Annotated in this window: 26 protein-coding genes; 6 read left to right on the forward strand and 20 right to left on the reverse strand. The window is 72.2% G+C overall.

Going from position 1 to position 24,656, the window contains the following annotated elements; all coding sequences use genetic code 11:
- Positions 1-189: 189 nt before the first annotated feature.
- A complete protein-coding gene (locus tag ACFYTE_RS10295; protein ID WP_388707481.1) occupies positions 190-1,206 on the forward strand; it encodes a phosphatase PAP2 family protein in 1,017 nt (338 codons plus the stop codon).
- Positions 1,207-1,259: 53 nt separating this feature from the next.
- On the opposite strand, the gene ACFYTE_RS10300 is transcribed toward ACFYTE_RS10295, so the two are convergent.
- Positions 1,260-1,475 carry an I78 family peptidase inhibitor gene (locus tag ACFYTE_RS10300; RefSeq protein WP_351729740.1) on the reverse strand — a complete coding sequence of 72 codons (216 nt, stop codon included), beginning with the start codon at positions 1,473-1,475 and terminating at the stop codon, positions 1,260-1,262.
- A gap of 649 nt (positions 1,476-2,124) precedes the next feature.
- Positions 2,125-2,829, reverse strand: coding sequence for a transglycosylase family protein (locus ACFYTE_RS10305; RefSeq protein ID WP_388707483.1), 705 nt, complete (start codon positions 2,827-2,829; stop codon positions 2,125-2,127).
- A gap of 538 nt (positions 2,830-3,367) precedes the next feature.
- On the opposite strand from ACFYTE_RS10305, the gene ACFYTE_RS10310 reads away from it, so the two are divergent.
- A complete protein-coding gene (locus ACFYTE_RS10310) occupies positions 3,368-4,153 on the forward strand; it encodes a hypothetical protein (RefSeq protein ID WP_388707485.1) in 786 nt (261 codons plus the stop codon).
- Between the two features lie 149 nt (positions 4,154-4,302).
- Complete coding sequence (locus ACFYTE_RS10315) at positions 4,303-4,716, forward strand: hypothetical protein (RefSeq protein ID WP_388707487.1); 414 nt, start codon at positions 4,303-4,305, stop codon at positions 4,714-4,716.
- Between the two features lie 57 nt (positions 4,717-4,773).
- On the opposite strand, the gene der is transcribed toward ACFYTE_RS10315, so the two are convergent.
- The 6 genes from der to ACFYTE_RS10345 all read right to left on the reverse strand — a co-directional run bounded on the left by der (position 4,774) and on the right by ACFYTE_RS10345 (position 9,544).
- Positions 4,774-6,255: a ribosome biogenesis GTPase Der gene (gene der / locus ACFYTE_RS10320; protein WP_388707490.1), complete on the reverse strand. Its 1,482-nt coding sequence runs from the start codon at positions 6,253-6,255 to the stop codon at positions 4,774-4,776.
- Between the two features lie 62 nt (positions 6,256-6,317).
- The gene (locus tag ACFYTE_RS10325; protein ID WP_388707613.1) at positions 6,318-6,917 is read right to left on the reverse strand and encodes a lysophospholipid acyltransferase family protein; all 600 of its coding nucleotides are present in this window, start codon (positions 6,915-6,917) and stop codon (positions 6,318-6,320) included.
- A 71-nt stretch (positions 6,918-6,988) separates the two neighbouring features.
- Positions 6,989-7,669, reverse strand: a complete 681-nt coding sequence (cmk, locus tag ACFYTE_RS10330; RefSeq protein WP_388707493.1) for a (d)CMP kinase — start codon at positions 7,667-7,669, stop codon at positions 6,989-6,991.
- 90 nt (positions 7,670-7,759) lie between these two features.
- On the reverse strand, positions 7,760-8,854 hold the full coding sequence (locus ACFYTE_RS10335; RefSeq protein WP_388707496.1) for a prephenate dehydrogenase: 1,095 nt from the start codon (positions 8,852-8,854) through the stop codon (positions 7,760-7,762).
- Positions 8,851-9,213, reverse strand: a complete 363-nt coding sequence (aroH, locus tag ACFYTE_RS10340; RefSeq protein WP_388707499.1) for a chorismate mutase — start codon at positions 9,211-9,213, stop codon at positions 8,851-8,853. Before aroH ends, ACFYTE_RS10335 begins: the two co-directional genes overlap by 4 nt.
- A 52-nt stretch (positions 9,214-9,265) precedes the next feature.
- A complete protein-coding gene (locus tag ACFYTE_RS10345) occupies positions 9,266-9,544 on the reverse strand; it encodes a hypothetical protein (protein ID WP_388707502.1) in 279 nt (92 codons plus the stop codon).
- Between the two features lie 75 nt (positions 9,545-9,619).
- On the opposite strand from ACFYTE_RS10345, the gene ACFYTE_RS10350 reads away from it, so the two are divergent.
- The 3 genes from ACFYTE_RS10350 to ACFYTE_RS10360 are packed head-to-tail and all read left to right on the forward strand — an operon-like array spanning position 9,620 to position 11,107.
- Positions 9,620-9,847, forward strand: a complete 228-nt coding sequence (locus tag ACFYTE_RS10350) for a DUF6529 family protein (RefSeq protein WP_388707505.1) — start codon at positions 9,620-9,622, stop codon at positions 9,845-9,847.
- The gene (locus tag ACFYTE_RS10355) at positions 9,844-10,326 is read left to right on the forward strand and encodes a Rieske (2Fe-2S) protein (RefSeq protein ID WP_388707507.1); all 483 of its coding nucleotides are present in this window, start codon (positions 9,844-9,846) and stop codon (positions 10,324-10,326) included. The genes ACFYTE_RS10350 and ACFYTE_RS10355 overlap by 4 nt, the downstream gene beginning before the upstream one ends.
- Before the next feature lie 22 nt (positions 10,327-10,348).
- On the forward strand, positions 10,349-11,107 hold the full coding sequence (locus ACFYTE_RS10360) for a DNA polymerase beta superfamily protein (RefSeq protein ID WP_388707509.1): 759 nt from the start codon (positions 10,349-10,351) through the stop codon (positions 11,105-11,107).
- Here ACFYTE_RS10360 and ACFYTE_RS10365 read toward each other — a convergent pair.
- The 12 genes from ACFYTE_RS10365 to ACFYTE_RS10420 all read right to left on the reverse strand — a co-directional run bounded on the left by ACFYTE_RS10365 (position 11,018) and on the right by ACFYTE_RS10420 (position 24,624).
- Entirely contained in the window at positions 11,018-11,788 is a 771-nt protein-coding gene (locus ACFYTE_RS10365) for a DNA polymerase beta superfamily protein (RefSeq protein WP_388707512.1), read from the reverse strand. The genes ACFYTE_RS10360 and ACFYTE_RS10365 overlap by 90 nt on opposite strands.
- A gap of 3 nt (positions 11,789-11,791) precedes the next feature.
- Positions 11,792-12,811, reverse strand: coding sequence for an ADP-ribosylglycohydrolase family protein (locus ACFYTE_RS10370; protein WP_388707515.1), 1,020 nt, complete (start codon positions 12,809-12,811; stop codon positions 11,792-11,794).
- Entirely contained in the window at positions 12,808-13,533 is a 726-nt protein-coding gene (locus ACFYTE_RS10375) for an NUDIX domain-containing protein (protein ID WP_388707517.1), read from the reverse strand. The genes ACFYTE_RS10370 and ACFYTE_RS10375 overlap by 4 nt, the downstream gene beginning before the upstream one ends.
- An 87-nt stretch (positions 13,534-13,620) precedes the next feature.
- Positions 13,621-14,685, reverse strand: a complete 1,065-nt coding sequence (locus ACFYTE_RS10380) for a pseudouridine synthase (protein WP_388707519.1) — start codon at positions 14,683-14,685, stop codon at positions 13,621-13,623.
- 12 nt (positions 14,686-14,697) lie between these two features.
- Entirely contained in the window at positions 14,698-15,348 is a 651-nt protein-coding gene (scpB, locus tag ACFYTE_RS10385; protein WP_388707522.1) for an SMC-Scp complex subunit ScpB, read from the reverse strand.
- Positions 15,345-16,457, reverse strand: a complete 1,113-nt coding sequence (locus ACFYTE_RS10390) for a segregation and condensation protein A (protein ID WP_388707524.1) — start codon at positions 16,455-16,457, stop codon at positions 15,345-15,347. Before ACFYTE_RS10390 ends, scpB begins: the two co-directional genes overlap by 4 nt.
- A 147-nt stretch (positions 16,458-16,604) precedes the next feature.
- Positions 16,605-17,195, reverse strand: coding sequence for a hypothetical protein (locus ACFYTE_RS10395; RefSeq protein WP_388707527.1), 591 nt, complete (start codon positions 17,193-17,195; stop codon positions 16,605-16,607).
- Positions 17,180-18,316, reverse strand: coding sequence for a ParA family protein (locus tag ACFYTE_RS10400; RefSeq protein WP_388707528.1), 1,137 nt, complete (start codon positions 18,314-18,316; stop codon positions 17,180-17,182). Before ACFYTE_RS10400 ends, ACFYTE_RS10395 begins: the two co-directional genes overlap by 16 nt.
- 387 nt (positions 18,317-18,703) lie before the next feature.
- Complete coding sequence (gene ald, locus ACFYTE_RS10405; protein ID WP_388707530.1) at positions 18,704-19,828, reverse strand: alanine dehydrogenase; 1,125 nt, start codon at positions 19,826-19,828, stop codon at positions 18,704-18,706.
- Between the two features lie 135 nt (positions 19,829-19,963).
- The gene (locus ACFYTE_RS10410; protein WP_388707532.1) at positions 19,964-22,039 is read right to left on the reverse strand and encodes a tetratricopeptide repeat protein; all 2,076 of its coding nucleotides are present in this window, start codon (positions 22,037-22,039) and stop codon (positions 19,964-19,966) included.
- Between the two features lie 183 nt (positions 22,040-22,222).
- A complete protein-coding gene (locus ACFYTE_RS10415) occupies positions 22,223-22,849 on the reverse strand; it encodes an NUDIX domain-containing protein (protein ID WP_388707535.1) in 627 nt (208 codons plus the stop codon).
- An 80-nt stretch (positions 22,850-22,929) separates the two neighbouring features.
- Complete coding sequence (locus ACFYTE_RS10420) at positions 22,930-24,624, reverse strand: CTP synthase (RefSeq protein WP_388707538.1); 1,695 nt, start codon at positions 24,622-24,624, stop codon at positions 22,930-22,932.
- Positions 24,625-24,656: the final 32 nt, after the last annotated feature.

The raw sequence follows: 24,656 nt of genomic DNA on the forward strand, positions 1-24,656 counted from the left end.
GGTGAACGAATTCATAAGCGCCGTAAAACGAACACCCGGCATGATCAAAGGAATTGCACCCGGCATCGACCGCGGATTGTGGAATCTTCTGGAATTGGCCACCAGTTGAGAGGTTTCCCACATCACATCGTCATCACAAAGCCGCTGATTCGTCCGGGCACCCAGCTCACTCGCTGTAACGTCCATTGGGTGCGTACCGAACGAAACCTCACCCGTCTGGACCGGGTGTTCGCCAGGCTGGACCGTGAGCCGGAACGACCGGCCCACATCGATGTGCCGAGGATGAGCCGGCACCGGGTCGTTCTGTTCTCCGCGACCCTGGCTTTCTACCTGGCGATCGTCTGGGCCGTGGTGACCACCTCGTGGTTGGTTCGGCTCGACTGGCAGGTCATGTTCTTCCGGCCCTACCAACAATGGCCGGAGATCCACGCCTTCCTCGACTACTACGTGGTGCTCGGCCAGCGCGGCCCCACCGCGGTGATGGTCTCGGCCTGGCTTGGCTGGCGCTCCTGGCGGCAGCACACGCTCCGTCCGCTGCTGACCCTCGGTGCCTCACTGCTGCTGCTGAACATCACGGTCGGCGCCGCGAAGATCGGCATGGGCCGGCTCGGACCGCACTACGCCACCGTGATCGGCTCGAACGAAATGGGCCTCGGCGGCGATATATTCCCCAGCGGCCACACCGCCAACGCGGTGGTCACCTGGGGAATCCTGGCGTATCTGGCCTCCACCCCGAGGGCGCGCCGCTGGCTGTCCGCGCTGTCGGCGGTGACCTCGCTCGGCGTCGGCCTCACCACCGTCTACCTCGGTACGCACTGGCTGAGCGACGTGTTGCTGGGCTGGGCCGCGGGACTGCTGATCCTGCTGGCGCTGCCGTGGGTCGAGCCGCTGATCGCCAAGGCCGAGACGGCCCTGTTCGACCTGCGCGACCGCTGGCGCGCCGGCCCTACCACCCCCGCACCCGCCGTCCCGGTCACGCCCGTGGTGCTCAAGCCGCGCACCACGCCCGCCGACGAGGTGCCCGCGGCCCGCGAGCCGGTCGCCTCGGTCCGCACGCCCCGGGCACCGATCCACCTGGCCCCGGGCCCGCACACCACGCGCGCCGAGCGCACCCCGGTCACCCCGGTGGGCAGCCGCCGCCCGCCGCACGCGGACCGCGTCCCGCGCGGCGGCGCCCAGGCGGCCCGCCCCATGACCGGGGGCTGACGGCACCACGGCGGCGGGTCCGGTACGCACCAACCACCCGCCGCCGCACCGTCTCAGCCCTTCCAGGCGCGCGCCACCCTGCCGTCCCGCACCTCGAAGTTCAGCCGCCCCACGCGGTACTCCATGGTGATGATCGCGCCGGGCGGCAGCGAGCGCACGGTCGACCATCCGCGTTCGCGTGCCCGCCGCTCGGCGGCCGTCGCGTCCAGGCCGACGTACCCTTCCGGACTGTCCTTGGGCTCCGCTGGCGGAGTGGGAATCGGTGCCATAACGCCACGCTAGGCGCTGTCCGGCCACCGGGGAAGCGGAACGGCTGCGGGCACCCGTACATACCTCTCCGGTCACGCTTCTGTCACAGGATCACGACATACGTTTCGGTCGAACTCCGTCACACGAACGGGCGGTTCCCCACGTCTTACCGACGCATTCGAACGGAATTACCGCGTGCGGCGGGGCCCCCTCGAAATACACCGAGGAAAGTGCCGGAGTGCTGCTCGTGGACGGCCACGGGGCTGCTTTCCCGGTCCAATCCGGGTGGCCCGCGGGAACTGACGACACATAGGAATTTCACCGCGCCGCCACAGACCCCCCGTAGGACCACCGCCCACCCCTCCGGGGGGCGGGCGGCACGGCCACGCGACCCCGGCGCGCGGAGCGAAGGGGCGAGCGATGGGTACCGGGACCGCGGCACCGCCGGTGCGCCCCGGGCCGGACCGGCGGCCTGGCTTGGCGGCCGTGGACTGGCTCACCACCACCGATCACAAGAGTCCGACCTGCGCCATCCCGACCGCACGGCCCTGGATGCCGACCGTCCCGCGTCGGCCCCCGAAAACACCTGAGCGGCCCCGGCGCCGAGCGCGGGCGCCCCGGCCGGTGGTGAACCGGACGGGGCGTCGCCGTCGCGCGGGCGGGTGCGGCTCAGAGCGCGAGGCGCTGGCCGGGCACGATCAGGTCGGGGTCCGCACCGATGACGGACCTGTTAGCGGCATAGATCCGCTGCCAGCCGGTTCCGCGCAGCGCAGCGATACCGCTGAGCGTGTCACCCTCGCGCACGGTGTAGTCACCACCGGCCACGGACCGGGCGGCGGCGTCCTGTTGCCGTGGCTGCTCGGGCCGGGTGGACTGCGCCGAGGCGCTCTGCCGACTCGTGCGGGCCGTCGCGCCTGGGGCCGGGCGGCTCGTGGTTCCGGCTCCGGCGGAGTACGCCGCGGGCGCGGCGCCGAACGCGCCGGCGCGGGCCGAACAGACCGGCCAGGCGCCCCAGCCCTGGGCGCCCTGGACCTTGCCGGCGACCGCGATCTGCTGGGTCCGGCTGGCCCCGTCGGCGGTCGGGGCGTACGCCGTGCCGCCGTAGGCGCGCCAGGTGCCGGCGGAGAACTGGAGCCCGCCGTAGTAGCCGTTGCCGGTGTTGATGTGCCAGTTGCCGCCGCTCTCGCACTGGGCGATGCGGTCCCACACTCCGCCGTCCGCCGCCGCGGCGTTGCCGGCCGCGGCCAGCACCCCGAGCGGGGCCAGCAGCGCCGCCCCGGCGAGGACCGCCGTCATCCGCGCCCGGCGGGCGCTGCCGCCCCGGGCGCCGTCCGCACGGACGTGGTCGCGAGTGGTATCGGCACATTCGGACATGTAATTCCCTCTCCGCAGACCCGGGGTCCCCCAAGCCGGGGCGCGGCCCCCGCGCAGGGACGCGGGGGCGCAGCGCTCCGGCCCGTCCGCCCGCGCCGGTGCCGCGGTGGTGCCGGACCGGCGCGGCGGCGGACGTACCCGAGTGGTGCTCGTTGCACACGGCGCAGGAATCTAGGCAGTCGCGCGGGCCGATTTCAACCAACTCCTCGTCATTCCAGGCCAGTTGGCCGTTACCCCGGGTATCGGCGATTTTCGGACACCCATTTCGTTCGCGGATTTCAGGATTTGTCGACCAGTCGCCCTGTCGACCTGTGACCCAGTTCACCACCCCAAGTGCCCCTGGCCCGCGCGGAGTTGACACGGCGTACACGAGCCGACACCAGGGGTTACGCGATGCGCCGGCCGGTGTGATTCCGTTCTCCCCGGAGCGTGACTCCCGCCACAGGTCGCCCGTTGTCTTCTTCATGAGCCCGGAACCCCGGGGCTCACGGGCCGGGAGCCACCCGGTCGCACCGCACCGCATCCCGAGGGAGCCACCGTGCCGCGCATGCTCGACGTCAGCGACGCCGTACGCGCCGAGATCGGCGACGAAGAAGCCGATCGGCTGCTCGCCGGAGAGAACGCCCCGGGCAGTTACGACTGCACCTCCTGCCGCACCCCGGGCGACTCCGAGCAGGAGCGCACCAGCACCGTCCTGTTCATCGGGGAGGAGACCGCCGTCCTCGCCTTCGCCCACGCCAGCTGCCTGCCCTCGCAGGTCGTCCAGGTCACCGAGGAGCAGTTGCGCGGGGCGGTCCGCTCCATCAGCGGCGACGCCGCCTCCGGTGGCGGCCCGGTGCAGGCGGTGCCCGAGCAGGCGGTGCTCGGGGTGACCAGCGGGCTGGTCCTGATCGCCGGGGAACTGCACCCCGCGCTCGTCGTGGAGCCGACCGCGCCGATCGTGCGCCCCGGCACGACCGGGACCGGGGACGACTTCCTGCCGCTGCTCATCGAGCAGGGGTTCATGCCGCTCACCGTGCTGAACGCGGTGCCGCCGGTGCTGCACGGCTGGTCCGTGCTGCTCGCGGTGGGTCAGCTGCACGCCGTGCTGCAGCCGGGCGGCAACGGCGGTCAGCCGGTCGCCTGGTGGCAGGCGCACCAGCCGCTCCAGGTGACCGACAGCTGGCGGGCCGCCGCCAACAAGCACCAGCAAGTGCTGATGTTCGCGGCACCCGTGGGTTCCATCGGGCGCCAGCCCCGCGAGGACCTGCTGCGGGACGCGCTGGACAAGGCCGCCGCGAACGGGAAGCTGGTCGCGGCCACGCTGCCGCTGGCCGGTACCTGACGGTTCCGCGCGTCCCCGAGGCGCGCGGGCTCCCCCAGCGGTCCTGAAAGGGACCGCGGGTGGTGCGCGGCTCGTGGCGCAGTTCCGCGCGCCCCAATGCCGCCCGCCCGGGGCCGCATCCCGAGCGGCCCCGGGTCGTTTGGAGATACGTGCACGCATATGACGTTCCTCCCCGCCGCTCCTCCTTCTCCCCCGTGCCGTCGGCCAGAGCAAGTCAGGACTCCTCCGGCAGCCACTCGGCCACGCCCATCTACGACTCGGTGTACACGGAGTGGCTCAAGAGCTTCCGGGCGCTGCCGGGTGACCGCAGCGGCGAGGAGGAGCTGAAGTTCACCGCCTTCGGCGCCCCGCACACCACCGGCGCGCACGGGCCGGGCACCTACGACACGGGGGCGTACGGCTCGCACGCGTACACCGCCTACAGCGCCGGGGCCTACAGCGCCCGCCACGGCACCGGGCAGCAGCAGGTGCAGTGGCAGCGGGTCGGGTCGCTGGGGCGGCACGAGAACGGGATGCATCATGTGCCGGCCGCGCTGCCGCCGGGGCCGCGCCGGGGAACATGACCGCGGAAGCAGTCGGAGGGGCCGCCCCATGGGGCGGCCCCTCCGACTGCTTCCGGGTCACTTCTTCTTCGCGCCGCGCTTCTCGCGCACCCGCACCGAGATATGGATCGGCGTCCCCTCGAAGCCGAACTCCTCGCGCAGCCGGCGCTCGATGAAGCGCCGGTAGCCCGCCTCGATGAAGCCGGACGCGAACAGGACGAACCGCGGGGGCCTGGTGCCTGCCTGGGTGCCGAACAGGATGCGCGGCTGCTTGCCGCCCCGGACCGGGTGCGGGTGGGCCGCGACCAGTTCACCGAGGAACGCGTTGAGGCGGCCGGTCGGCACGCGCGTCTCCCAGCCGGCGAGGGCCGTCTCGATCGCCGGAACCAGCTTCTCCATGTGCCGGCCGGTGCGCGCCGAGACATTGACCCGGGGCGCCCAGGCGACCTGGCCCAGCTCGGTCTCGATCTCCCGCTCCAGGTAGTAGCGGCGCTCCTCGTCGAGGGTGTCCCACTTGTTGTACGCGATCACCATCGCGCGGCCCGCCTCGACGGCCATCGTGACGATGCGCTGGTCCTGCACGGAGATGCTGTCGGTGGCGTCGATCAGGACGACGGCGACCTCCGCCTTCTCCACCGCGGCCGCGGTGCGCAGCGAGGCGTAGTAGTCGGCGCCCTGCTGGAGATGGACGCGCTTGCGGATGCCGGCCGTGTCGACGAACTTCCACGTCCGGCCGCCCAGTTCGATCAGCTCGTCGACCGGGTCACGGGTGGTGCCCGCGAGTTCGTCGACGACGACGCGCTCCTCGCCGGCCACCTTGTTCAGCAGTGACGACTTGCCGACATTGGGGCGGCCGATCAACGCGATGCGGCGGGGGCCGCCGATCGCCGTGCCGAAGGACTGCTCGGGCGCGTCCGGCAGCACCTCAAGGACGGCGTCCAGCATGTCGCCGGTGCCGCGGCCGTGCAGGGCGGAGACGGGGTGCGGCTCGCCGAGACCGAGCGACCACAGGTAGGCGGCGTCCGCCTCGCCGCTCGGACCGTCGACCTTGTTGGCGCACAGCACGACCGGCTTGCCGGCCTTGCGCAGCAGCCGTACCACCGCCTCGTCGGTGTCGGTGGCGCCGACCTTGGCGTCGACGACGAAGACGACCGCGTCGGCCGCCTCGATCGCGTACTCGGCCTGCGCGGCGACCGAGGCGTCGATGCCGAGGACGTCCTGCTCCCAGCCGCCGGTGTCGACGACCTTGAAGCGGCGGCCGGCCCATTCGGCCTCGTAGGTGACCCGGTCGCGGGTGACGCCGGGCTTGTCCTCGACGACCGCCTCACGACGGCCGATGATCCGGTTCACCAGGGTCGACTTGCCGACATTGGGGCGGCCGACGACGGCGAGCACGGGCAGCGGGCCGTGGCCCGCCGCCTCGATGGCGCCCTCGACGTCCTCGACGTCGAAGCCCTCCACGGCGGCGAGCTCCATGAACTGCGCGTACTCGGCGTCGCCGAGCGCCCCGTGCTCGTACTCGTGCTCGGCCGAGCCGTCGGGCTGGATCTGCTCGTTCATGAAGTCCGTACCTCGTTCATCGTGGTGATCGGTGGAACCCCGCGCTCACGGAGATCCACTACTCAAGGGGCCGCCCGGCGCCCGGTGAGGCGCCTGGCGTTCTCCAGGTGCGCGGTGAGCTGCTTCTGGATGTGCTCGGTGGCCTCGTCGAGGGCCTTGCGGGTGCGCCGCCCGCTTCTGTCGCCCACCTGAAAAGCATCGCCGAAGACGACGTCGACGCGGGAGCGCACCGGGGGCAGCGCCGCTATCAGCCGTCCTCGGCGGTCGGTGCTCCCCAGGACGGCGACCGGCACGATCGGTGCCCCGCTACGGACGGCGAAGTAGGCGAGCCCGGCGCGCAGCGCGGCGAAGTCGCCCTCGCCCCGGGTGCCCTCCGGGAAGATGCCCAGGACCCCGCCGTCCGCCAGCACGCCGAGCGCCTGGGTGATCGCCGTACGGTCGGCGGCGGCACGGTCCACCTTGAGCTGGCCGATGCCGGTCAGGAAGGCGCCGAGCGGGCCGATGAACGCCTCTTTCTTGATCAGGAAGTGCGTCGGCCGGGGCGCCACGCCCATGACCATCGGCCCGTCGACGTTGTGGGAGTGGTTGACGGCGAGGATCGCCGGACCGCTCGCGGGCACCTTCCAGGCGCCCAGCACCCGCGGTCGCCACAGCCCGTACATGATCCCGACGCCGATGCGCCGGCCGACCTCGGCGCCCCGGGCGGAGGGCGCACCGCTCGTGGGAGCTGCGGTCACTTCCCGGCCCGTTTCTCCTCGACGAGGGTGACGACACACTCGATGACCTGCGGCAGCGTGAGTTCCGTGGTGTCCACCTCGACCGCGTCGGCCGCCTTGGCGAGCGGCGAGGTCGGGCGGCTGGAGTCGGCCGCGTCCCGCTTGAGCAGCGCCTCGCGGGTCGAGTGCACGTCGACGCCCTTCAGCTCGCCGCTGCGCCGGGCGGCCCGCGCCGCCGGGGAGGCGGTCAGGAACACCTTCAGGTCGGCGTCTGGCAGCACGGTCGTGCCGATGTCGCGGCCCTCGACCACGATGCCGCGCGCCGCCGAACCGGCCAGCGAGCGCTGCAGCTCGGTGATCCGGGCGCGCACGTCGGGCACCGCGCTGACGGCGCTGACCTTGGCGGTGACCTCCTGGGTGCGGATCGGCCCGGACACGTCCACGCCGTCCACGGTGATCGTGGGATGGGCGGGGTCGGTGCCGGAGACGATCTCCGGCTTGCCGGCCACGGCGGCGATCGCCGAGGGGTCCTCCAGGTCGATGCCGTTGCTCACCATCCACCAGGTGATCGCCCGGTACTGGGCCCCGGTGTCCAGGTAGCTCAGTCCGAGCTGGGCGGCCACGGCCTTCGAGGTGCTCGACTTGCCCGTGCCGGAGGGGCCGTCGATCGCGACGACTACGGGCGGAGCGCTTTCCACGGTGAGGACGCCTTCCTGGTCCGGGGTGCGGGACGGGGCGTGAGACCGCCCCGGACAAGGTTACTGGGTGTTTGTCACTCGTCCGGCCGCCTACTGCCGGATCGACCAGCCCCGCTCCCGCAGGGCGGCCGTCAGCACGGGCGCCGCCTTCGGCTCCACCATCAGCTGCACCAGACCCGCCTGCTGACCGGTCGCGTGCTCGATCCGTACGTCCTCGATGTTGACGCCCGCCCGGCCCGCGTCAGCGAAGATGCGGGCCAGCTGGCCCGGCTGGTCGTCGATGAGCACGGCGACCGTCTCGTACACGCGCGGGGCGCTGCCGTGCTTGCCGGGCACCCGGATCTGTCCGGCGTTGCCGCGCCGCAGCACGTCCTCGACGCCCGCGGTGCCCTCGCGCCGCTTGGTCTCGTCCGAGGACTCCAGGGCGCGCAGGGCCCGCACGGTCTCGTCGAGGTCGGCGGAGACGTCGGCGAGCAGGTCGGCGACCGGCCCCGGGTTCGCGGACAGGATGTCGATCCACATCCCGGGCTCGGAGGCGGCGATCCGGGTCACGTCCCGGATGCCCTGTCCGCACAGCCGTACGGCGGCCTCCTCGGCGTGCTCCAGGCGGGCGGCCACCATGCTGGAGACCAGGTGGGGCATGTGGGAGACCAGCGCGACGGCCCGGTCGTGGGCGTCGGCGTCCATGACGACCGGCACCGCCCGGCAGTGCGAGACCAGTTCCAGGGCGAGGTTCAGCACCTCGGTGTCGGTGTCCCGGGTGGGGGTCAGCACCCAGGGGCGGCCCTCGAACAGGTCGCCCGTCGCCGCCAGCGGGCCGGACTTCTCACGGCCCGACATGGGGTGGGTGCCGATGTACCGGGACAGGGCGGCCCCGTCGAGGCCGAGGGCCTCCAGTTCGCGGCGCGGGCCGCCCTTGACGCTGGCCACGTCGAGGTAGCCGCGGGCGACGCCGCGGCGCATGGCGTCCGCGAGCACGGCGGCCACATGGGCCGGCGGGGCGGCGACGATCGCCAGGTCGACGGGGCCGTCGGGGGCCTCGTCGGTGCCGGCGCCGAGCGCGGCGGCCGTGCGTGCCTGCCCGGCGTCGTGATCGACGAGGTGGACGACGACGCCCCGCTGGGACAGGGCGAGCGCGGCGGAGGTGCCGATGAGCCCGGTGCCGATGACGAGTGCGGTCCTCACTGGGCGATGTCCTTGCGCAGGGCGGCGGCGGCACCGAGGTAGACATGGGCGAGGTCGGCGCGGGGCCGCTCGGACTCGATGTGCGCGAGGACCCGGACCACCCGGGGCATGGCGCCCTCGACGTCCAGCTCCTGGGCGCAGATCAGCGGTACGTCCACGATGCCGAGCTTGCGGGCGGCGGCGGCCGGGAAGTCGCTGTGCAGGTCGGGCGTGGCCGTGAACCAGATGCTGATCAGGTCGTCGGCGGTCAGCCCGTTCCGCGACAGGAGGGCGGTGAGCAGGGCCCCGACCCGCTCGTCCATGTGGCCGGCCTCGTCCCGCTCCAGCTGGACGGCCCCCCGGACCGCTCGTACCGCCACGGCGCTGCTCCTTGCTGCGATGAGTCGCGTATCGGCTCTTGGGCCGTCCAGCCTAGTCAGCCGCCGTCCGCCGGGTGCTCGCCGCCCGCCCGCTGAGACGGGCTATCCCGCCTGCCCCGTCGGCGGGCGGCTCCGGGGGCGGGGCGGACGGCGCGGACGGCCCCGATCTGGCGAGCACGTCGAGCAGGCCGCACAGCGGATGGGCTCCGCCGCCGTTCTGGGCCTGGCCGACGGCGGACAGCAGGGCGCCGAGGACCCGGCCGGTGGAGGCGTCGCCGCCGTCCTGGCCGAGGAGTCCGCCGAGCAGGCTGCCGGGATCGTGCGCGGCCATGATCACACCTTTCGTCGATGGCCGGGCGCCGGTGCGTGCCCGACCTCCAGACCGCCAATGTCACGTGGATCGGTCATGCGCGCTACTCGGGGTGACGTGCCGGGTGCCCGCCGTTACGAGTTGGGCTATCAGGTGAATGAAATGCGTCTTTTACCGTCCTCCATCCTGAATTGCGTCTTCAGGGGTGCCTTCGGTGCCAAGATGCTGCTGCTCCGCTCGGAGCGAGTCCCCCACGGCCCGGCCGCTGCCCTGGCCCTCCCGCACATTCGGAGTGACGACATGACGCACGGAGCGACGACATGACCCACGACTCGACGCGGCGCACGGTGCTGGCGACGGGCACGGCGGCGATCGCCGCGACCGCGGTCGGCTGCGGCGGCGGGGGCGGATCGTCCTCGGCCACGACCCCCGCCACGACCGCCACGCCCCCCACCACGGCCGCCACCACCGGTACCGGCGGCCCCACGGGCACTCCCACGCCCGCAGGCACCCCGGGACAGGAGCTGGCGCGCACGAGCGACATCCCGGTCGGCGGCGGCAAGGTCTTCGCCCGGCAGAAGATCGTGGTCACCCAGCCGACGCGGAACGACTTCAAGGCCTTCTCGGCGATCTGCACCCACCAGGGCTGCACGGTCGGCAAGGTGGCCGACGGCACCATCGACTGCCCCTGCCACGGCAGCAGGTTCCACATCGCCGACGGCTCGGTGGCCCACGGCCCGGCGATCCGGCCGCTGCCCGCCGAAAGCATCACGGTGAAGGGAAATTCGATCCACCTGGCCTGACCGGACGCGTACCCTCCCGGCCATGCAGCCCCTGGATCTGGTACGCGACCACACGATCTACGCCTGTGTGATGGGTTCCCGTGCCTTCGGCCTCGCGACCGACGCCAGTGACACCGACCGGCGCGGTGTGTTCCTGGCGCCCACTCCCCTGTTCTGGCGGTTCACCAAGCCGCCGACGCATGTGGCGGGGCCCGAGCCGGAGCAGTTCAGCTGGGAGCTGGAGCGCTTCTGCGAGCTGGCGCTGCGCGCGAACCCGAACATCCTGGAGTGTCTGCACTCGCCGCTGGTCGAGCACCTGGACGACACGGGTCGCGAACTGCTGGCATTGCGTGGGGCGTTCCTCTCCCGCCGGGTGTACGACAGCTTCACGCGGTACGCCCTCGGCCAGCGCAGGAAGCTCGAAGCCGACCTGCGCGGGCGCGGTGCACCACGCTGGAAGCACGCGATGCATCTGCTGCGGCTGCTCATGACCGCCCGCGATCTGCTGCGCACGGGTGTGCTGACGGTGGAGGTGGGCGACGGGCGGGAGTCCCTGCTGGCGGTGCGGCGCGGCGAGGTCCCGTGGCCGGAGGTGGAGGCCCGGATGAACCGCCTGGCCGCGGAGGCCGAGCGGGCCGTGCTCGGCACCCCGCTGCCGGCCGAGCCGGACCGCCGCCCGGTGGCGGACTTCCTGTTCCGGGTCCGCCGCGCCTCAGCCCTGCGCGCCGACGCCGTCGAGCCGGACGCGCACCACGAAGTCGTGCAGGGCGTCGTACGCGGTGGGGGCGTCGGGCAGGGCTGAGGCGGTCTGCGCCTCGTCGAGCACGGCGTGCAGCCGCTCCACGTCGGCCGCCACGCGCGCGTCGTCGACATCGGCCACGCCGTGCTCGCGTTGCGCCTTCGCGGCGATCAGGTCGGACAGATAGGCGGGCGCCGCACCGTCCGACTCCCCGACGAGCGTGGGCAGATGGGCCTGCACCGCACCGCTGCGCATCAGGTGGATGCCGGTGAGCAGCACGCGGAAGGTGTACAGCAGCGGCTTGAGTTCGCCGGTCTTCTCGAACAGCCGCCACTGGGTCACCGCGAACCCCCGGTAGTGGTAGGCGTGGTGACGGGTCAGGACGCCGGGGGCGAGCGCGGCCAGCTCCCGGTGCGTGTCACCGGTGTGCACGACGAGCGGCGAGAGCAACTGCTCCAGCACATAGCCGTTGCGGCGCAGCATCAGCCGGACGAACTTGCGCAGGTCGTGGGTGACGAGGTCCAGCTCGACGCCCTGCCGGTCCCAGGTCCTCGACCGGGTCTCCGCGGGGTCGTGCAGCCCCACCAGGGCGGCGGCCGGCAGCAGATGCACCCCTCGCAGGTCCAGGTCGGAGTCCTCGGAGGGGAAGCCGTAGAGGTGCGCGCCGGAGACCGTGGCGAACAGCAGGGGGTCGGGCTGTTCGTCGACCACGGAGGTCAGGTCCATGCCGAGGGTGTCGATCATGGGCTAATCGTCCCAGAGCGCTCCGAGGGTGAACAGGGCGTCTCGGTACTCGATGCGGTCCGTCCAGTCGGCCGGCCAGGCGTCCGCGCCCAGCCGGGCACCCGCGAAGGCGCCGGTGAGGCAGGCGATGGAGTCGGAGTCGCCGCTGGAGCAGGCTGCGCGGCGCAGGGCGGTGACCGGTTCCTCGGGGAAGAGCAGGAAGCACAGCAGGCCGGTCGCCAGTGCCTCCTCGGCGATCCAGCCCGCCCCGGTGGCCAGGCACGGGTCGGTCTCCGGCGCGGGCGTGCGCAGGGCGTCCGCGAGGCGGTCCAGGACCGCGAGGCACTCGTCCCAGCCGCGCGCGACGAAGTGCTCGGGCGTGGGGTCCTGCGCGCGGGTCCACAGGTCGCCGAGCCAGGCGTGGTGGTAGCTGGTGCGGTTGTCGTGGGCGTACGCGCGCAGTTCGCCGACCAATCCGGCGGGCTCGGCGCCCTGGGCGAGCAGCCGTACGGCGCGGGCGGTGAGATCGGAGGCGGCCAGCGCCGTGGGGTGCCCGTGAGTGAGCGCGGACTGCAACTGGGCGGCGCCCGCCCGCTGTTCGTCGCTCAGCGCGGGGGCGAGCCCGACGGGCGCCACCCGCATGTTGGCGCCGCAGCCCTTGGAGCCGATCTGGGCGGCCTCCTGCCAGGCGCGCCCCTCGTCCTCCAGCAGGCTGCACGCGGTCAGACAGGTGCGGCCCGGGGCCCGGTTGTTCTCCGGTGACCGGTACCACTCGACGAACTCCTCCCGCAGCGGCCGCTCCAGGCGCTTCGGCCCGAGCACCCCGCGGTCCATGGCCGTGCGCAGCCCGCGCCCCAGCGCGATCGTCATCTGCGTGTCGTCGGAGACGAAGGCGCGCCGCGGCAGCTCCATCTCCCGCCAGGGGCCGCACTTGGCGAGGATCGAGGGGACGTCGTCGAACTCGGTGGGGAAGCCGAGCGCGTCCCCGAGGGCGAGGCCCAGCAGGGATCCGGTGGCGGCGCGCCGGGAGACGGTGCCGGTCATGCGGGACGTCCTTCCCTGGACGGTCGGAGCAGGGGCGGGTGCAGGGTGGTGGCGCCGCCCGCGCGGTAGAGGGCGGCCGGCTTGCCGCGCCCGCCGGTGAGCCGGGCGGCTCCGGCGGCCGGTGTGACGAAGCCGGGCGTGGCGAGCACCTTGCGGCGGAAGTTGGGGCGGTCGAGCGTGGCGCCCCAGACCGCCTCGTAGACCTGTTGCAGCTCGCCGAGGGTGAAGACGGCCGGGCAGAAGGCGGTGGCGGCACAGGTGTGTTCGAGCCGGGCGCCGACCCGGTCGCGGGCGTCGGCGAGGATCCGGCCGTGGTCGAAGGCGAGCGGCGGGGCCGCGTCGTACGGCAGCCAGCGGGCCTGGGCGGCGTCGCCGCCGCCGCGGGGTTCGGGCGCGTCGGGCAGCAGCGCGGTGAAGGCGACCGAGACGACCCGCATCCGCGGGTCGCGGCCGGGTTCGCTGTAGGCGCGCAGTTGCTCCAGGTGCAGCCCGGTGACGTCGCCGAGCCCGGTCTCCTCGGCCAGTTCGCGAGCGGCGGCGGTCTCCGCCGACTCATCGGGCAGCAGGAATCCGCCGGGCAGCGCCCAGTAGCCGGCGTACGGCTGCTGCCCGCGCTCGACCAGCAGCACGTGCAGGGCGCCGTCGCGGACGGTGAGGACCGCCAGGTCGACGGTGACGGCGAAGGGTTCGTACGCGTGCCTGTCGTAGCCCCGCACCGGCATCCCCTCCCCTCCCTTTAATGGTCACGACGACTATAAAGAGAGGGGTGGCCGGCGCACAAGCCGTCAGATCCCCGGATGCTCAGGCCCTCAGAGGTCGACTTCCTTCATCAGCATCCCGACCTCGGTGTTCGACAGGCGGCGCAGCCAGCCCGACTTCTGGTCGCCGAGGGTGATGGGTCCGAAGGCGGTGCGCACCAGCTTCTCCACCGGGAAGCCGGCCTCGGCGAGCATGCGGCGCACGATGTGCTTGCGGCCCTCGTGCAGGGTCACCTCGACCAGGTAGTTCTTGCCGGTCTGCTCGACCACCCGGAAGTGGTCCGCGCGCGCGTACCCGTCCTCCAACTGGATGCCGTCCTTGAGCCGCTTGCCCAGGTCGCGCGGGATGGGGCCGACGATCGCGGCGAGGTAGGTCTTCTTCACGCCGTACCTGGGGTGGGTCAGCCGGTGCGCCAGCTCGCCGTGGTTGGTGAGCAGGATGACGCCCTCGGTCTCCGTGTCGAGCCGGCCGACGTGGAAGAGCCTGGTCTCCCGGTTGGTGACGTAGTCGCCGAGGCACTGACGGCCGTCGGGGTCCTCCATGGTGGACACGACACCGGCGGGCTTGTTGAGCGAGAAGAACTGGTACGACTGCGTCGCGACGGTCAGCCCGTCGACCTTGACCTCGTCCTTCTCCGGGTCGACGCGCTTGCCCTGCTCGGTGACGATCTCCCCGTTGACCTCGACGCGGGCCTGGTCGATCAGCTCCTCGCAGGCCCGGCGGGAGCCGTAGCCCGCGCGCGCGAGGACCTTCTGAAGCCGCTCGCCCTCCTGCTCGGCGCCCGGGAAGGTCTTGGGCAGCCTGACGTCTGCCTTGTCCGTGTACCGCTCGCGGTTGCGCTCCTCCGCGCGTGCGTCGTACTCCCGGGAGCGCCCCGGGTCCGTACGCCCGCCGCGCTGCTGGCCCTGCTTGGGCCCGCCCTTGGCGCCACCGCGCGCGGCGCCCCCGCGTCCGGACCGGGGGCCTTCCTTGGTCGCGCCGGGGCCGACGTCGTAGCGGCGCTCCTCGGGGCGGGGCTTGCGGGGACGGCCCTGCCCCTGCCGCTCGTCCCTGTTGTTGCCGGCACCGCGGTGGTTGCCGCGCCCGCCGTTCCTGCCGCTGCCGCTGCTTCGCATCAAAATTCCGTCTTAGTCGTCTGCGTCCTGACCGCCGGGCGCGTCGGGTGCGTCCGGGTCGAACGACGGCACGCCCTCCTGGGTCTCGGCCTCGATCGCCTCCGCCTCGGGGAGGAAGGGCGCGAGTTCCGGGAGCTCGTCCAGGCCGCGCAGGCCCATCCGCTCCAGGAAGTAGTTCGTCGTCCTGTACAGGATCGCACCTGTTTCGGGTTCCGCGCCCGCCTCCTCGACCAGTCCGCGCTGCAGGAGGGTGCGCATCACACCGTCGCAGTTGACCCCGCGTACGGCCGAGACGCGGCTGCGGCTGACGGGCTGGCGGTAGGCGACCACGGCCAGGGTCTCCAGCGCGGCCTGGGTGAGCCGGGCCTGCTGGCCGTCCAGGACGAAGCCCTCGACGGCGGCGGCGTACTCGGGGCGGGTGTAGAAGCGCCAGCCCCCGGCCACGAGCCGCAGTTCGAAGCCGCGGCCCTGCACGGTGTACTCGTCGGCCAGCGCCCGCAGCGCGTCCCCGATCTGCCGCCTGGGCCGTTGCAGGATCTTGGCGAGGTGCTCCTCGGTCGCGGGCTCGTCCACGACCATGAGCACCGCCTCCAGGGCGGGCCTGAGGTCGAGGTCCGCGACGGTGGGCGCGCCCGCCGGGAGCCCGCTGATGTCCTCGCTCACGCCTTCTTCTCCTCCTTGGGCTCCTCGGGCGGCCGGTCGAACTCGTCCGTCACGGTCGGTGTCTCGTCACCGTCGCCGCCGGTCCAGCGCACCATCAGCTCGCCGAGGGCGGTCTCCTGGTCGAGGGCCACGGCCTTCTCGCGGTACAGCTCCAGCAGGGCGAGGAAGCGGGCGACCACGGTCAGGGTGTCCTCGGTGTCCTCGACGAGGGCCCGGAAGCTGGCCTCGCCCAGTTCCCTGAGCCGGGCGACCACGATGCCCGCCTGCTCGCGCACGCTGACGAGCGGCGCGTGGATGTGGTCGACGTACACCTGGGGCTTCGGCTTGGGCTGCATCGCCTTGACGGCGAGCCGGGCGAAGCCCTCGGGGCCGATGCTGATGACGACCTCGGGCAGCAGGTCGGCGTGGTGCGGTTCGAGGCCCACGGTACGGGGGTAACGCCGGGCCTCCTCGTCGAGCCGGCGGTTGAAGATGTCGGCGATCTGTTTGTACGCGCGGTACTGGAGCAGCCGGGCGAACAGCAGGTCGCGGGCCTCCAGCAGGGCGAGGTCCGCCTCGTCCTCGACCTCGGCGGCGGGCAGCAGCCGGGCCGCCTTCAGGTCGAGCAGGGTGGCGGCCACGACCAGGAACTCGGTCGTCTGATCCAGGTCCCAGTCCGGCCCCATCGCCCGGATGTGCGCCATGAACTCGTCGGTGACCTTGGAGAGCGCCACCTCGGTGACGTCGAGCTTGTGCTTCGAGATCAGCTGAAGCAACAGGTCAAAGGGCCCCTCAAAGTTGGCGAGCCGCACGGTGAAGACCCCATCACCGGACTCGTCCCCGCCTTCCCCGACACCAGCCGCAGCAACCTCCGCCCCCAACTCAGACCCGGCAACCTCCGCCTCCGGCTCGGACTCGGCAGCCTCCGCCTCCGGCTCGGACTCGGCAGCCTCCGCCTCCGGTTCGGCGACCTCCGCCCCGGCGGCGACGGCCTCCGGCTCGGGATCCGCGGCCTCCGGTTCGGCGGCATCGACCGCGTCGGCCTGCGGCGGCCCGGCACCCGGCCCCCGCCCCAGCGCACGCCTACGGCCGGCGGATACACCGCGGGCAAAAGACTCATTAGAGGCCATGACCCCCGCAGGCTACCTCCAACGGCTCTGACGACGCGCCCCATAGGGGCGCGGGGCTGTATCGATATGCGGCTCCGCCGCGCGGGCGCGACAAGCCACAACGAACCCGCAGCCGAACCACAACGCATAACGGCCCAAGCCGAGCGCTCAGCGCCCCCGCAACCGACGTACCAGAATGCTCGCGTCCCCCCGGGACTCCAGATCGGCCAGCACCACGGCGACCGCCTCCCGCACGATGCGCCCGCGGTCGACGGCCAGCCCGTGCTCACCCCGCAGGACCAGGCGCGCATGCTCCAGGTCCATCAGTTCCTCCGCGGACACATACACGGTGATCTTCTCGTCGTGCCGCTCGCGCCCACTGGGCCGCCGTGCCGCGGCACGTCCCCGCTTGCGCGGCTGCTGGCCGGCGGCAGAAGCGGCAGAGGCGGAGGCGGCAGAAGAACCTTCCTGCACCCCCTGACGCCGCGCGGAGCGCTCCGCGGCGGAGCGGCTGCGGGACTCGCCGGTGTCGGCGGGCTCCGCCTCCGCCGCCACATGCTCCGCGCCGTCGCCGTCGCCGCCCTGCGCGGGCACGGACTGCGGCGCGTCCTCGGCGGCGGCCGGGTCACTCTCCCCCGCGGGGGCCGGCACCCGGGCCTCGCCGTTGGCCTGGCGCCGGGGAGTGGACGCCTGGAGCGCCATCCCCCCTGTCGTACGGAACAGTTCGTCGGCTCCGGGCAGACTCACTCGGCGTGACACCGGGCGAGCACCTCCCTGGCGAGTTGGCGGTAGGCGGCGGCACCGACGGAGTTGGAGGCGTAGGTGGTGATGGGCTCACCGGCGACCGTGGTCTCCGGGAAGCGGACCGTGCGGCCGATGACCGTGTGGTAGACGTGGTCGTCGAACGCCTCGACGACACGCGCGAGCACCTCACGGCTGTGCACCGTGCGCGAGTCGTACATCGTGGCGAGGATCCCGTCGAGTTCCAGCTCCGGGTTGAGCCGCTCCTGGACCTTCTCGATGGTCTCGGTGAGCAGCGCCACCCCGCGCAGGGCGAAGAACTCGCACTCCAGCGGCACGATGACCTTGTGCGCGGCCGTCAGGGCGTTGACGGTGAGCAGGCCGAGCGAGGGCTGGCAGTCGATCACGATGTAGTCGTAGTCGGGCAGCAGCGGCTTCAGGGCGCGCTGGAGCGTCGACTCGCGGGCGACCTCGGAGACCAGCTGGACCTCGGCGGCGGACAGGTCGATGTTGCTCGGGAGCAGGTCCATGTTGGGGACCGCGGTCTTCAGCAGGACCTCGTCCGCGGACATGCCCCGCTCCATGAGCAGGTTGTAGACGGTGAGGTCGAGCTCCATCGGGTTGACGCCGAGTCCGACCGACAGCGCGCCCTGCGGGTCGAAGTCCACGAGCAGTACGCGCCGGCCGTACTCCGCGAGCGCGGCACCCAGGTTGATGGTCGACGTGGTCTTGCCGACGCCGCCCTTCTGGTTGCACATCGCGATGATCTTCGCGGGTCCGTGGTCGGTCAGCGGGCCCGGGATCGGGAAGTACGGCAGCGGGCGCCCGGTCGGGCCGATGCGCTCGCGACGCTGGCGGGCGGCGTCGGGCGCGAGCGTGGCCGCGTACTCGGGGTCGGGCTCGTACTCGGCGTCAGGGTCGTAGAAATGCCCCTCGGGCAGTTCGTCGTAGTCGGCGAAGTGGTTGTGGGGCGCGCCACTTCCGTCGCCGGCCATGGCGTTCACGTGATGGCCATCCATGCTCGGGTGTGCTGGCTGAGTCACCCCGGGATTCGGGTGACTCTGGTGGGCTGCGAAGGTGCGCACAGCTACGGAGCCGACAGCCTCGAACCCCGCGGGACCCTGGTCCCGTACCGGCATTCCTGGTTGACCACCCCCGGGAGAAAATGTCGACTCATTCACAAGTCGTCTTACCTCCTTGGTGACCAGGGAACTTCTAGACAGGTCAGCGTGGCACCATGCCGACGGTTGGCGACTCTATGGCGTGTCGGCGGTCCGCAGCAACACAATCCGCCGGACCCGGCAGGATGTGTCGGCAATGGAACATCCCTCTGTCAAGGGCGTACGGCCGTCGCACAGCAGGTTTCACCGGTGTACGAATCGGTCGAAGGGTTACGTTCGAGGCGAGTTGACCGAGAGCCGCAAAGTGACCATACACACATCCGGCCGGACCTTGCGGGACAAGGTCCGGCCGGATGCGTGCGATTGACGCGGCAAGTTGACGTATCGCCTTTACGCAATGGTGACTTAGCCGAGCAGGCTCTCCAGCGCCACGTGCTCCAGGCCGTGCGCCTCGGCGACCTCTCGGTAAACCACCTTGCCGTCATGGGTGTTGAGGCCCTTGGCCAGCGCGGGGTCGCGGCGCAGCGCCTCGACCCAGCCGTTGTTCGCGAGGGACACGATGTACGGCAGGGTGGCGTTGGTCAGCGCGTAGGTGGAGGTGTTGGGCACCGCGCCCGGCATGTTGGCGACGCAGTAGAAGACCGAGTCGTGGACCGGGAAGGTCGGCTCGGCGTGTGTGGTGGGGCGGGAGTCCTCGAAGCAGCCGCCCTGGTCGATCGCGATGTCGACAAGGACACTTCCCGCCTTCATCCGGGAGACCAGCTCGTTGGTGACCAGCTTCGGGGCCTTGGCGCCCGGGACGAGGACGGCGCCGATGACGAGGTCGGCCTCCAGGCATGCCTTCTCCAGTTCGAAGGCGTTGGAGACGACGGTCTGGACCTTCGTACCGAAGACCTTGTCGGCCTCCTTGAGCTTGTTGATGTCCTTGTCGAGCAGGGTCACCTGGAAGCCCATGCCGATGGCGATCTGCGCGGCGTTCCAGCCGGAGACGCCGCCACCGATGACGACGGCCTTGGCGGCCAGCACACCCGGCACCCCGCCGGGCAGCACCCCGCGTCCGCCGCTCGCGCGCATCAGGTGGTAGGCGCCGACCTGCGGGGCCAGCCGGCCCGCGACCTCGGACATCGGGGCGAGCAGCGGCAGGGCCCGGTTGGGCAGTTCGACGGTCTCGTACGCGATCGCCGTGGTGCCGGACTCCAGCAGGGCGTCGGTGCACTCCTTGGAGGCGGCCAGGTGCAGGTAGGTGAAGAGGGTCTGGTCCTTGCGGAGCCGGTGGTACTCCTCCACGACCGGCTCCTTGACCTTGAGCAGCAGGTCGGCGGCGGCCCACACCTCGTCGGCCGTCTCCAGGATCTCGGCACCGGCGGCGACGTACTCGTCGTCCGGGATCGAGGAGCCGACGCCGGCGGCACGCTCGACGACGACCTGGTGACCGTGGCGCACCAGCTCATGCACGCCGGCGGGGGTGATGGCCACCCGGAACTCGTTGTTCTTGACCTCGCGGGGGATGCCGACCTTCACGTCGATCACGGTCCTTGGCTCAGAGGGTGTGGGGGCATTGCAAGATATTCCGGGCATGCGCGGGCACACCGGGAGACACCGCAGGAGAAGGTGCGGCAGAGCCAGTTTAATGAAGGTGTTCCGGCTGTCTAGCCTTTCATTGCATCAATCTTCGTCGGGTGTACTGCGGATTTCGCAGGTGTTAGCGCCGTGTTCCGGGTCTGACCCGCTCAAGCGGCCCTCCTGGAGGTCCCGCCCCTCCTCACCCAGCATGCGCTCGGCGGCACTGCGGTGCAGTCGGGCGGCGGCGCTGTCGCCGAGGCGCTCCAGGGTGTCGGCGAGCCGCAGCTGGAGGGCTGCCTGCAGCCGCACGTCCTCGGCGCGGCGCGCCCACTCCACCGCCTCCTGGCAGGTGCGCAGCGACTCCGCGGGCCGTCCGGCGTACTCCTGGACCCGCGCCAGTTCGCTCAACGCCCGTGCCTGCGCTGAGACATCGCCCGTCTTGCGGTAGCCGGCGACGGCCGCGCGCCAGCCCCTGAGCGCCTCGCCGTAGCGGCCCGCGTAGGTGTGGGCGGCGGCGATGCGGCCGTAGAGCCGGGCGGCGTCCGCACGCTCGCCGCGGGCCAGGCGCTGGGCGAGGGCCCGCCCGAACCAGTCGGCGGCCCGGTCGTGGTCCCCCAGTTCCTGGTGCGCACCGCCTACGGATTCCATCGCTCGGCCGGTCGCATACGGGTCGTCGGCCTGCCGTCCGGCGTCCAGCGCGGCCCGGTAACGCGCCAGCGCCTCGGCCGTGCGGCCGGTCCGGGCGTCCAGGTCGCCGAGGTTCAGCAGCGCGGCGGCCCGCTCCCTGGGCAGGTTGCGGCGTTCGGCGACATCGAGGACGAGGCCGTGGATGCCGTAGAGATCGGCGGCGGCCGCCTGGGTGCCGAAGTGCGCCACCATGGCCCTGACCAGCTGGGACATCAGCCGACGGGCCAGTGTGTCCAGTTCCCCGTCGGCGACCGCGAGCCGTGCGGCGGCCAGCAGCGCGGGCCGGCGGATGCGCAGCCAGTCGGCGGCGGCCCGGGGCGTCGGGAAGCGCAGGGTGCGGGGCAGGCCCTGGAGCCTCGCGCGGATCTCGGGGTTGTCCGTCTCGGTGATCGCCCGGCAGGAGTGGAGCAGGCGCACGGTCCGCTCCAGCATCCGGGCCCGGGCCAGTTGCAGCTCGCCTGGCCGGTCCTGGGCGTCGGCGAGGGCGCGCAGCAGGGGGTGGAGGCAGCCGGGGACCTCGTACTGCGGCAGCGGGGAGGCCACCACCCGCAGCAGGCCGAGGCCGACGAAGTCGTCCAGGGTGGTGTGGGCGGCGCCCACCGAGCAGCCGGCCAGGGCGGAGGCGGTGTGCGGGTCGACCAGGCCCGCCGGGGCCAGGCAGAGCAGTCGCAGTATCCGGGCGGCGGGCCCGGGCAGGGTCTCGTGGACGAGCCGGAACACCCGGCCGAGCGGGCCCTGCTCGTCACTCTCCGCGTTCAGGCGCTTGGCCAGGTCGGCGACGGCCGCCTTGGGGCGGGCGGCGAGCCAGCCGCCGGCCAGGGCGAGGGCGGCGGGCTGGGCCTGGCACGCCTCGACCAGGTCTTCGGCGGCGCGCGGGTCGACGGTGATGCGCACCGAGCCGGTGAACCGGGTCAGCAGTTCCAGGGCCGACTTGGTGTCCAGCCCGCCCACGGTGCACGGGCGGACGTCCGCGATACCGGTCAGCGGGCCCTCGGACACGGCGACGACCAGGCAGTCGGGGCTGTCCGGAAGGAGTGCGTCGACCTGCTCGGCGCCGCTCGCGTCGTCCAGCAGGAGCAGCACCCGGCGCCCGGACAGGGCGTCGCGCAGATCGGCGGCCAGATCGTCCTCGGCGGCTCCGGCCGGGGTGGGCAGTCCGAGGGCGGTCAGCAGGTCGCGGGCGGCGTGCTCGACCGGGACGGTGGTGCCGTCGGGCTCGCCGAGCGAGGTGCGCAGCACGCCGTCGGGGTAGCGGTCGGCGACCTGCCGGGCCAGTTCACCGGCGAGGGCGGTGCGGCCCGAGCCGGGCCGGCCCGCGACGAGGAGCACCCGGGCGCGGGGGGCCTTGCGGCCGGCGATGGTGTCGAGCCCCGCGCGCTCGATGTCGGCGCGCAGTTCCTTCAACTCCCTTGTACGGCCCAGGAACTGGCCTTCCACGGTCGGGGGTCCGGACAGCTGCACGCCGCCTGTGTCCACCGCCTGGTCCGTCACGGGCCACACTCCCGTCCCACCGCACGCGCGGCCGGCCGGGACTCCGGCCCGGGCGCCGCGCCTTGTCTTCGGCTCATTCGCGAGGAGCCTAGTTCACGCTCTGCGACGTTCCGGGAGGAGCGCGGCGGGCGGGTCGCTCGATCGGATCAGGCGATCGTCACACCGGGGGTGGGGCGGGCGGGCTCAGCAGGCGAAGGGGCGCGCGGGCCAGGGCGCCTCGGCCGGGCGCAGGGCGTCGAGACCGTCGCCCGCCCGGGCGGCGACCAGCGAAAGGACGCCCACCACGAGGCAGTTGTTGTGCAGTTCCCCGGCCAGCACGCCGCGCACCAGTTCGTCGACGGGCACGCGCGCGTACTCCAGGTCGCTCTCCTCGTCCTCGACGGCGAAGCGCTCGCCGTCCGCCTCGGACAGGTTCCGGGCCAGGAAGACCCGTACGGCCTCGTCACAGCCGCCCGGAGTGGTGTACACGTCGGTCAGCACGCGCCAGTCCTCGGCCTTGACGTGCGCCTCCTCGTACAGCTCGCGCTGGGCCGCGTGCAGCGGGTTCTCACCGGGCACATCGAGCAGTCCGGCCGGGATCTCCCACAGCTTCTGCCGGACCGGGTGGCGGTACTGGCGGATCAGCAGGACCCGGTCCTCCTCGTCGAGGGCGAGCACGCCCACCGAGCCGGGGTGCACCTGGTAGTCGCGGCGGACCACCGCGCCGTCGGGCATGACCACCTCGTCCGTGCGGACGGAGGTCTTGTTCCCCACGAAGGGAGTCTCGGTCGCCCGGATCTCCCACTCCTCCGGGCTGTCCTTGATCGTCATGCCCTGTCCTTCCGCGTGCACACGAGAAACCGGGGCGCCCACCGTGCGAGGCGCACCCCGGCCACCGTACCGCCGGTGTGTTACTCGGAATCGCGTTCCGCACCGTTGCTCGGAATCGTGCTCCGCCGCACCGCCGCCTGCACGAGACCGGCGAACAGCGGGTGCGGCCGGGTCGGGCGCGAGCGCAGCTCCGGGTGCGCCTGCGTGGCGACCAGGTAAGGGTGCACTTCGCGCGGGTACTCGACGTACTCGACGAGCTTGCCGTCCGGCGATGTCCCGGAGAACACGATGCCCGCCTTCTTCTCCAGCTCCGCGCGGTAGGCGTTGTTGACCTCGTAGCGGTGGCGGTGGCGCTCCTCGACGTACTCCTTGCCGTCGTAGACCTCGCGCACGATCGAGCCCTCGGCCAGCTTCGCCGGGTACATGCCCAGCCGCATGGTGCCGCCCATGTCGCCGTCGCCGGCGACGATGTCGAGCTGTTCGGCCATGGTGGAGATGACCGGGTGTCCGGTGGCGGAGTCGAACTCGGTGGAGTTGGCGTCCGGGATGCCGGCCAGGTTGCGCGCGGCCTCGATCACGATGCACTGCAGGCCCAGGCACAGGCCGAGCAGCGGGATCCGGTTCTCGCGGGCGTAGCGGATCGCGCCGACCTTGCCGAGCACGCCGCGGTCGCCGAAGCCGCCCGGGATGCAGATGCCGTCGACGTCGGCGAGCTGGGCCTGCGCGCCGGCCGGGGTCTTGCAGTCGTCCGAGGTGACCCACTTGATCTTCACCCGGGCCCGGTTGGCGAAGCCGCCCGCGCGCAGCGCCTCGGTGACCGACAGGTAGGCGTCGGGCAGGTCGATGTACTTGCCGACCAGGGCGAGGGTGACCTCGTGCTCGGGCTTGTGGACGCGGTCGAGCAGGTCGTCCCAGGTCGTCCAGTCCACGTCACGGAAGGGCAGGTCCAGCTTGCGGACGACGTAGGCGTCCAGGCCCTCGGTGTGCACGACCTTCGGGATGTCGTAGATCGAGCGGGCGTCGGGGCAGGCGACCACGGCGGCCTCGTCGACATCGCACATCAGCGAGATCTTGCGCTTGATCGCGGTGGGCACCTCGCGGTCACAGCGCAGGACAATGGCATCAGGCTGGATACCGATGTTCCGGAGGGCCGCGACCGAGTGCTGGGTCGGCTTGGTCTTCAGCTCACCGGAGGGTCCGATGTAGGGGAGCAGCGAGATGTGTACGACGAAGACGTTGTCCCGGCCCACCTCGTGCCGTACCTGGCGGACGGTCTCCAGGAACGGCAGCGACTCGATGTCGCCGACGGTGCCGCCGACCTCGGTGATCACGACGTCCACCTCGTCGGTGGCCATGCGCCGGATGCGGTGCTTGATCTCGTTGGTGATGTGCGGGATGACCTGCACCGTGTCGCCCAGGTACTCGCCGCGGCGCTCCTTGGCGATCACGGTCGAGTAGACCTGGCCCGTGGTGACATTGGCGCTGCCGTCCAGGTCGCGGTCGAGGAAGCGCTCGTAGTGTCCGATGTCCAGGTCGGTCTCGGCGCCGTCGTTGGTGACGAACACCTCACCGTGCTGGAAGGGGTTCATCGTGCCCGGGTCGACGTTCAGGTACGGGTCGAGCTTCTGCATCACGACGCGCAGCCCCCGGGCCTTGAGCAGCATGCCGAGGCTGGAGGCGGTGAGGCCCTTGCCGAGCGAGGAGGCGACACCCCCGGTGACGAAGATGTGCTTGGTCGTCGTGGCTGTGTTGGTCCTGAAAGCAGCGTGCGGCATGGCCAAGAGGGGGCTCCCGTGGTCGCGGTCTG

The sequence above is a fragment of the Streptomyces sp. NPDC004629 genome (assembly GCF_042873595.1).
Taxonomy (GTDB): Bacteria; Actinomycetota; Actinomycetes; order Streptomycetales; family Streptomycetaceae; genus Streptomyces.

Coding starts and splice junctions, on each gene's coding strand:
- ACFYTE_RS10305 (WP_388707483.1), bottom strand. CDS start 2,829: ATGTCCGAATGTGCCGATACCACTCGCGACCACGTCCGTGCGGACGGC.
- ACFYTE_RS10420 (WP_388707538.1), bottom strand. CDS start 24,624: ATGCCGCACGCTGCTTTCAGGACCAACACAGCCACGACGACCAAGCAC.
- ACFYTE_RS10415 (WP_388707535.1), bottom strand. CDS start 22,849: ATGACGATCAAGGACAGCCCGGAGGAGTGGGAGATCCGGGCGACCGAG.
- ACFYTE_RS10360 (WP_388707509.1), top strand. CDS start 10,349: ATGCAGCCCCTGGATCTGGTACGCGACCACACGATCTACGCCTGTGTG.
- ACFYTE_RS10365 (WP_388707512.1), bottom strand. CDS start 11,788: ATGATCGACACCCTCGGCATGGACCTGACCTCCGTGGTCGACGAACAG.
- ACFYTE_RS10345 (WP_388707502.1), bottom strand. CDS start 9,544: ATGGCCGCGCACGATCCCGGCAGCCTGCTCGGCGGACTCCTCGGCCAG.
- ACFYTE_RS10300 (WP_351729740.1), bottom strand. CDS start 1,475: ATGGCACCGATTCCCACTCCGCCAGCGGAGCCCAAGGACAGTCCGGAA.
- ACFYTE_RS10325 (WP_388707613.1), bottom strand. CDS start 6,917: ATGTACGGGCTGTGGCGACCGCGGGTGCTGGGCGCCTGGAAGGTGCCC.
- ACFYTE_RS10380 (WP_388707519.1), bottom strand. CDS start 14,685: ATGCGAAGCAGCGGCAGCGGCAGGAACGGCGGGCGCGGCAACCACCGC.
- ACFYTE_RS10400 (WP_388707528.1), bottom strand. CDS start 18,316: ATGCCGGTACGGGACCAGGGTCCCGCGGGGTTCGAGGCTGTCGGCTCC.
- ACFYTE_RS10375 (WP_388707517.1), bottom strand. CDS start 13,533: ATGCCGGTGCGGGGCTACGACAGGCACGCGTACGAACCCTTCGCCGTC.
- ACFYTE_RS10370 (WP_388707515.1), bottom strand. CDS start 12,811: ATGACCGGCACCGTCTCCCGGCGCGCCGCCACCGGATCCCTGCTGGGC.
- der (WP_388707490.1), bottom strand. CDS start 6,255: ATGAACGAGCAGATCCAGCCCGACGGCTCGGCCGAGCACGAGTACGAG.
- ACFYTE_RS10350 (WP_388707505.1), top strand. CDS start 9,620: ATGCGCGCTACTCGGGGTGACGTGCCGGGTGCCCGCCGTTACGAGTTG.
- ACFYTE_RS10390 (WP_388707524.1), bottom strand. CDS start 16,457: ATGGCCTCTAATGAGTCTTTTGCCCGCGGTGTATCCGCCGGCCGTAGG.
- ACFYTE_RS10355 (WP_388707507.1), top strand. CDS start 9,844: ATGACCCACGACTCGACGCGGCGCACGGTGCTGGCGACGGGCACGGCG.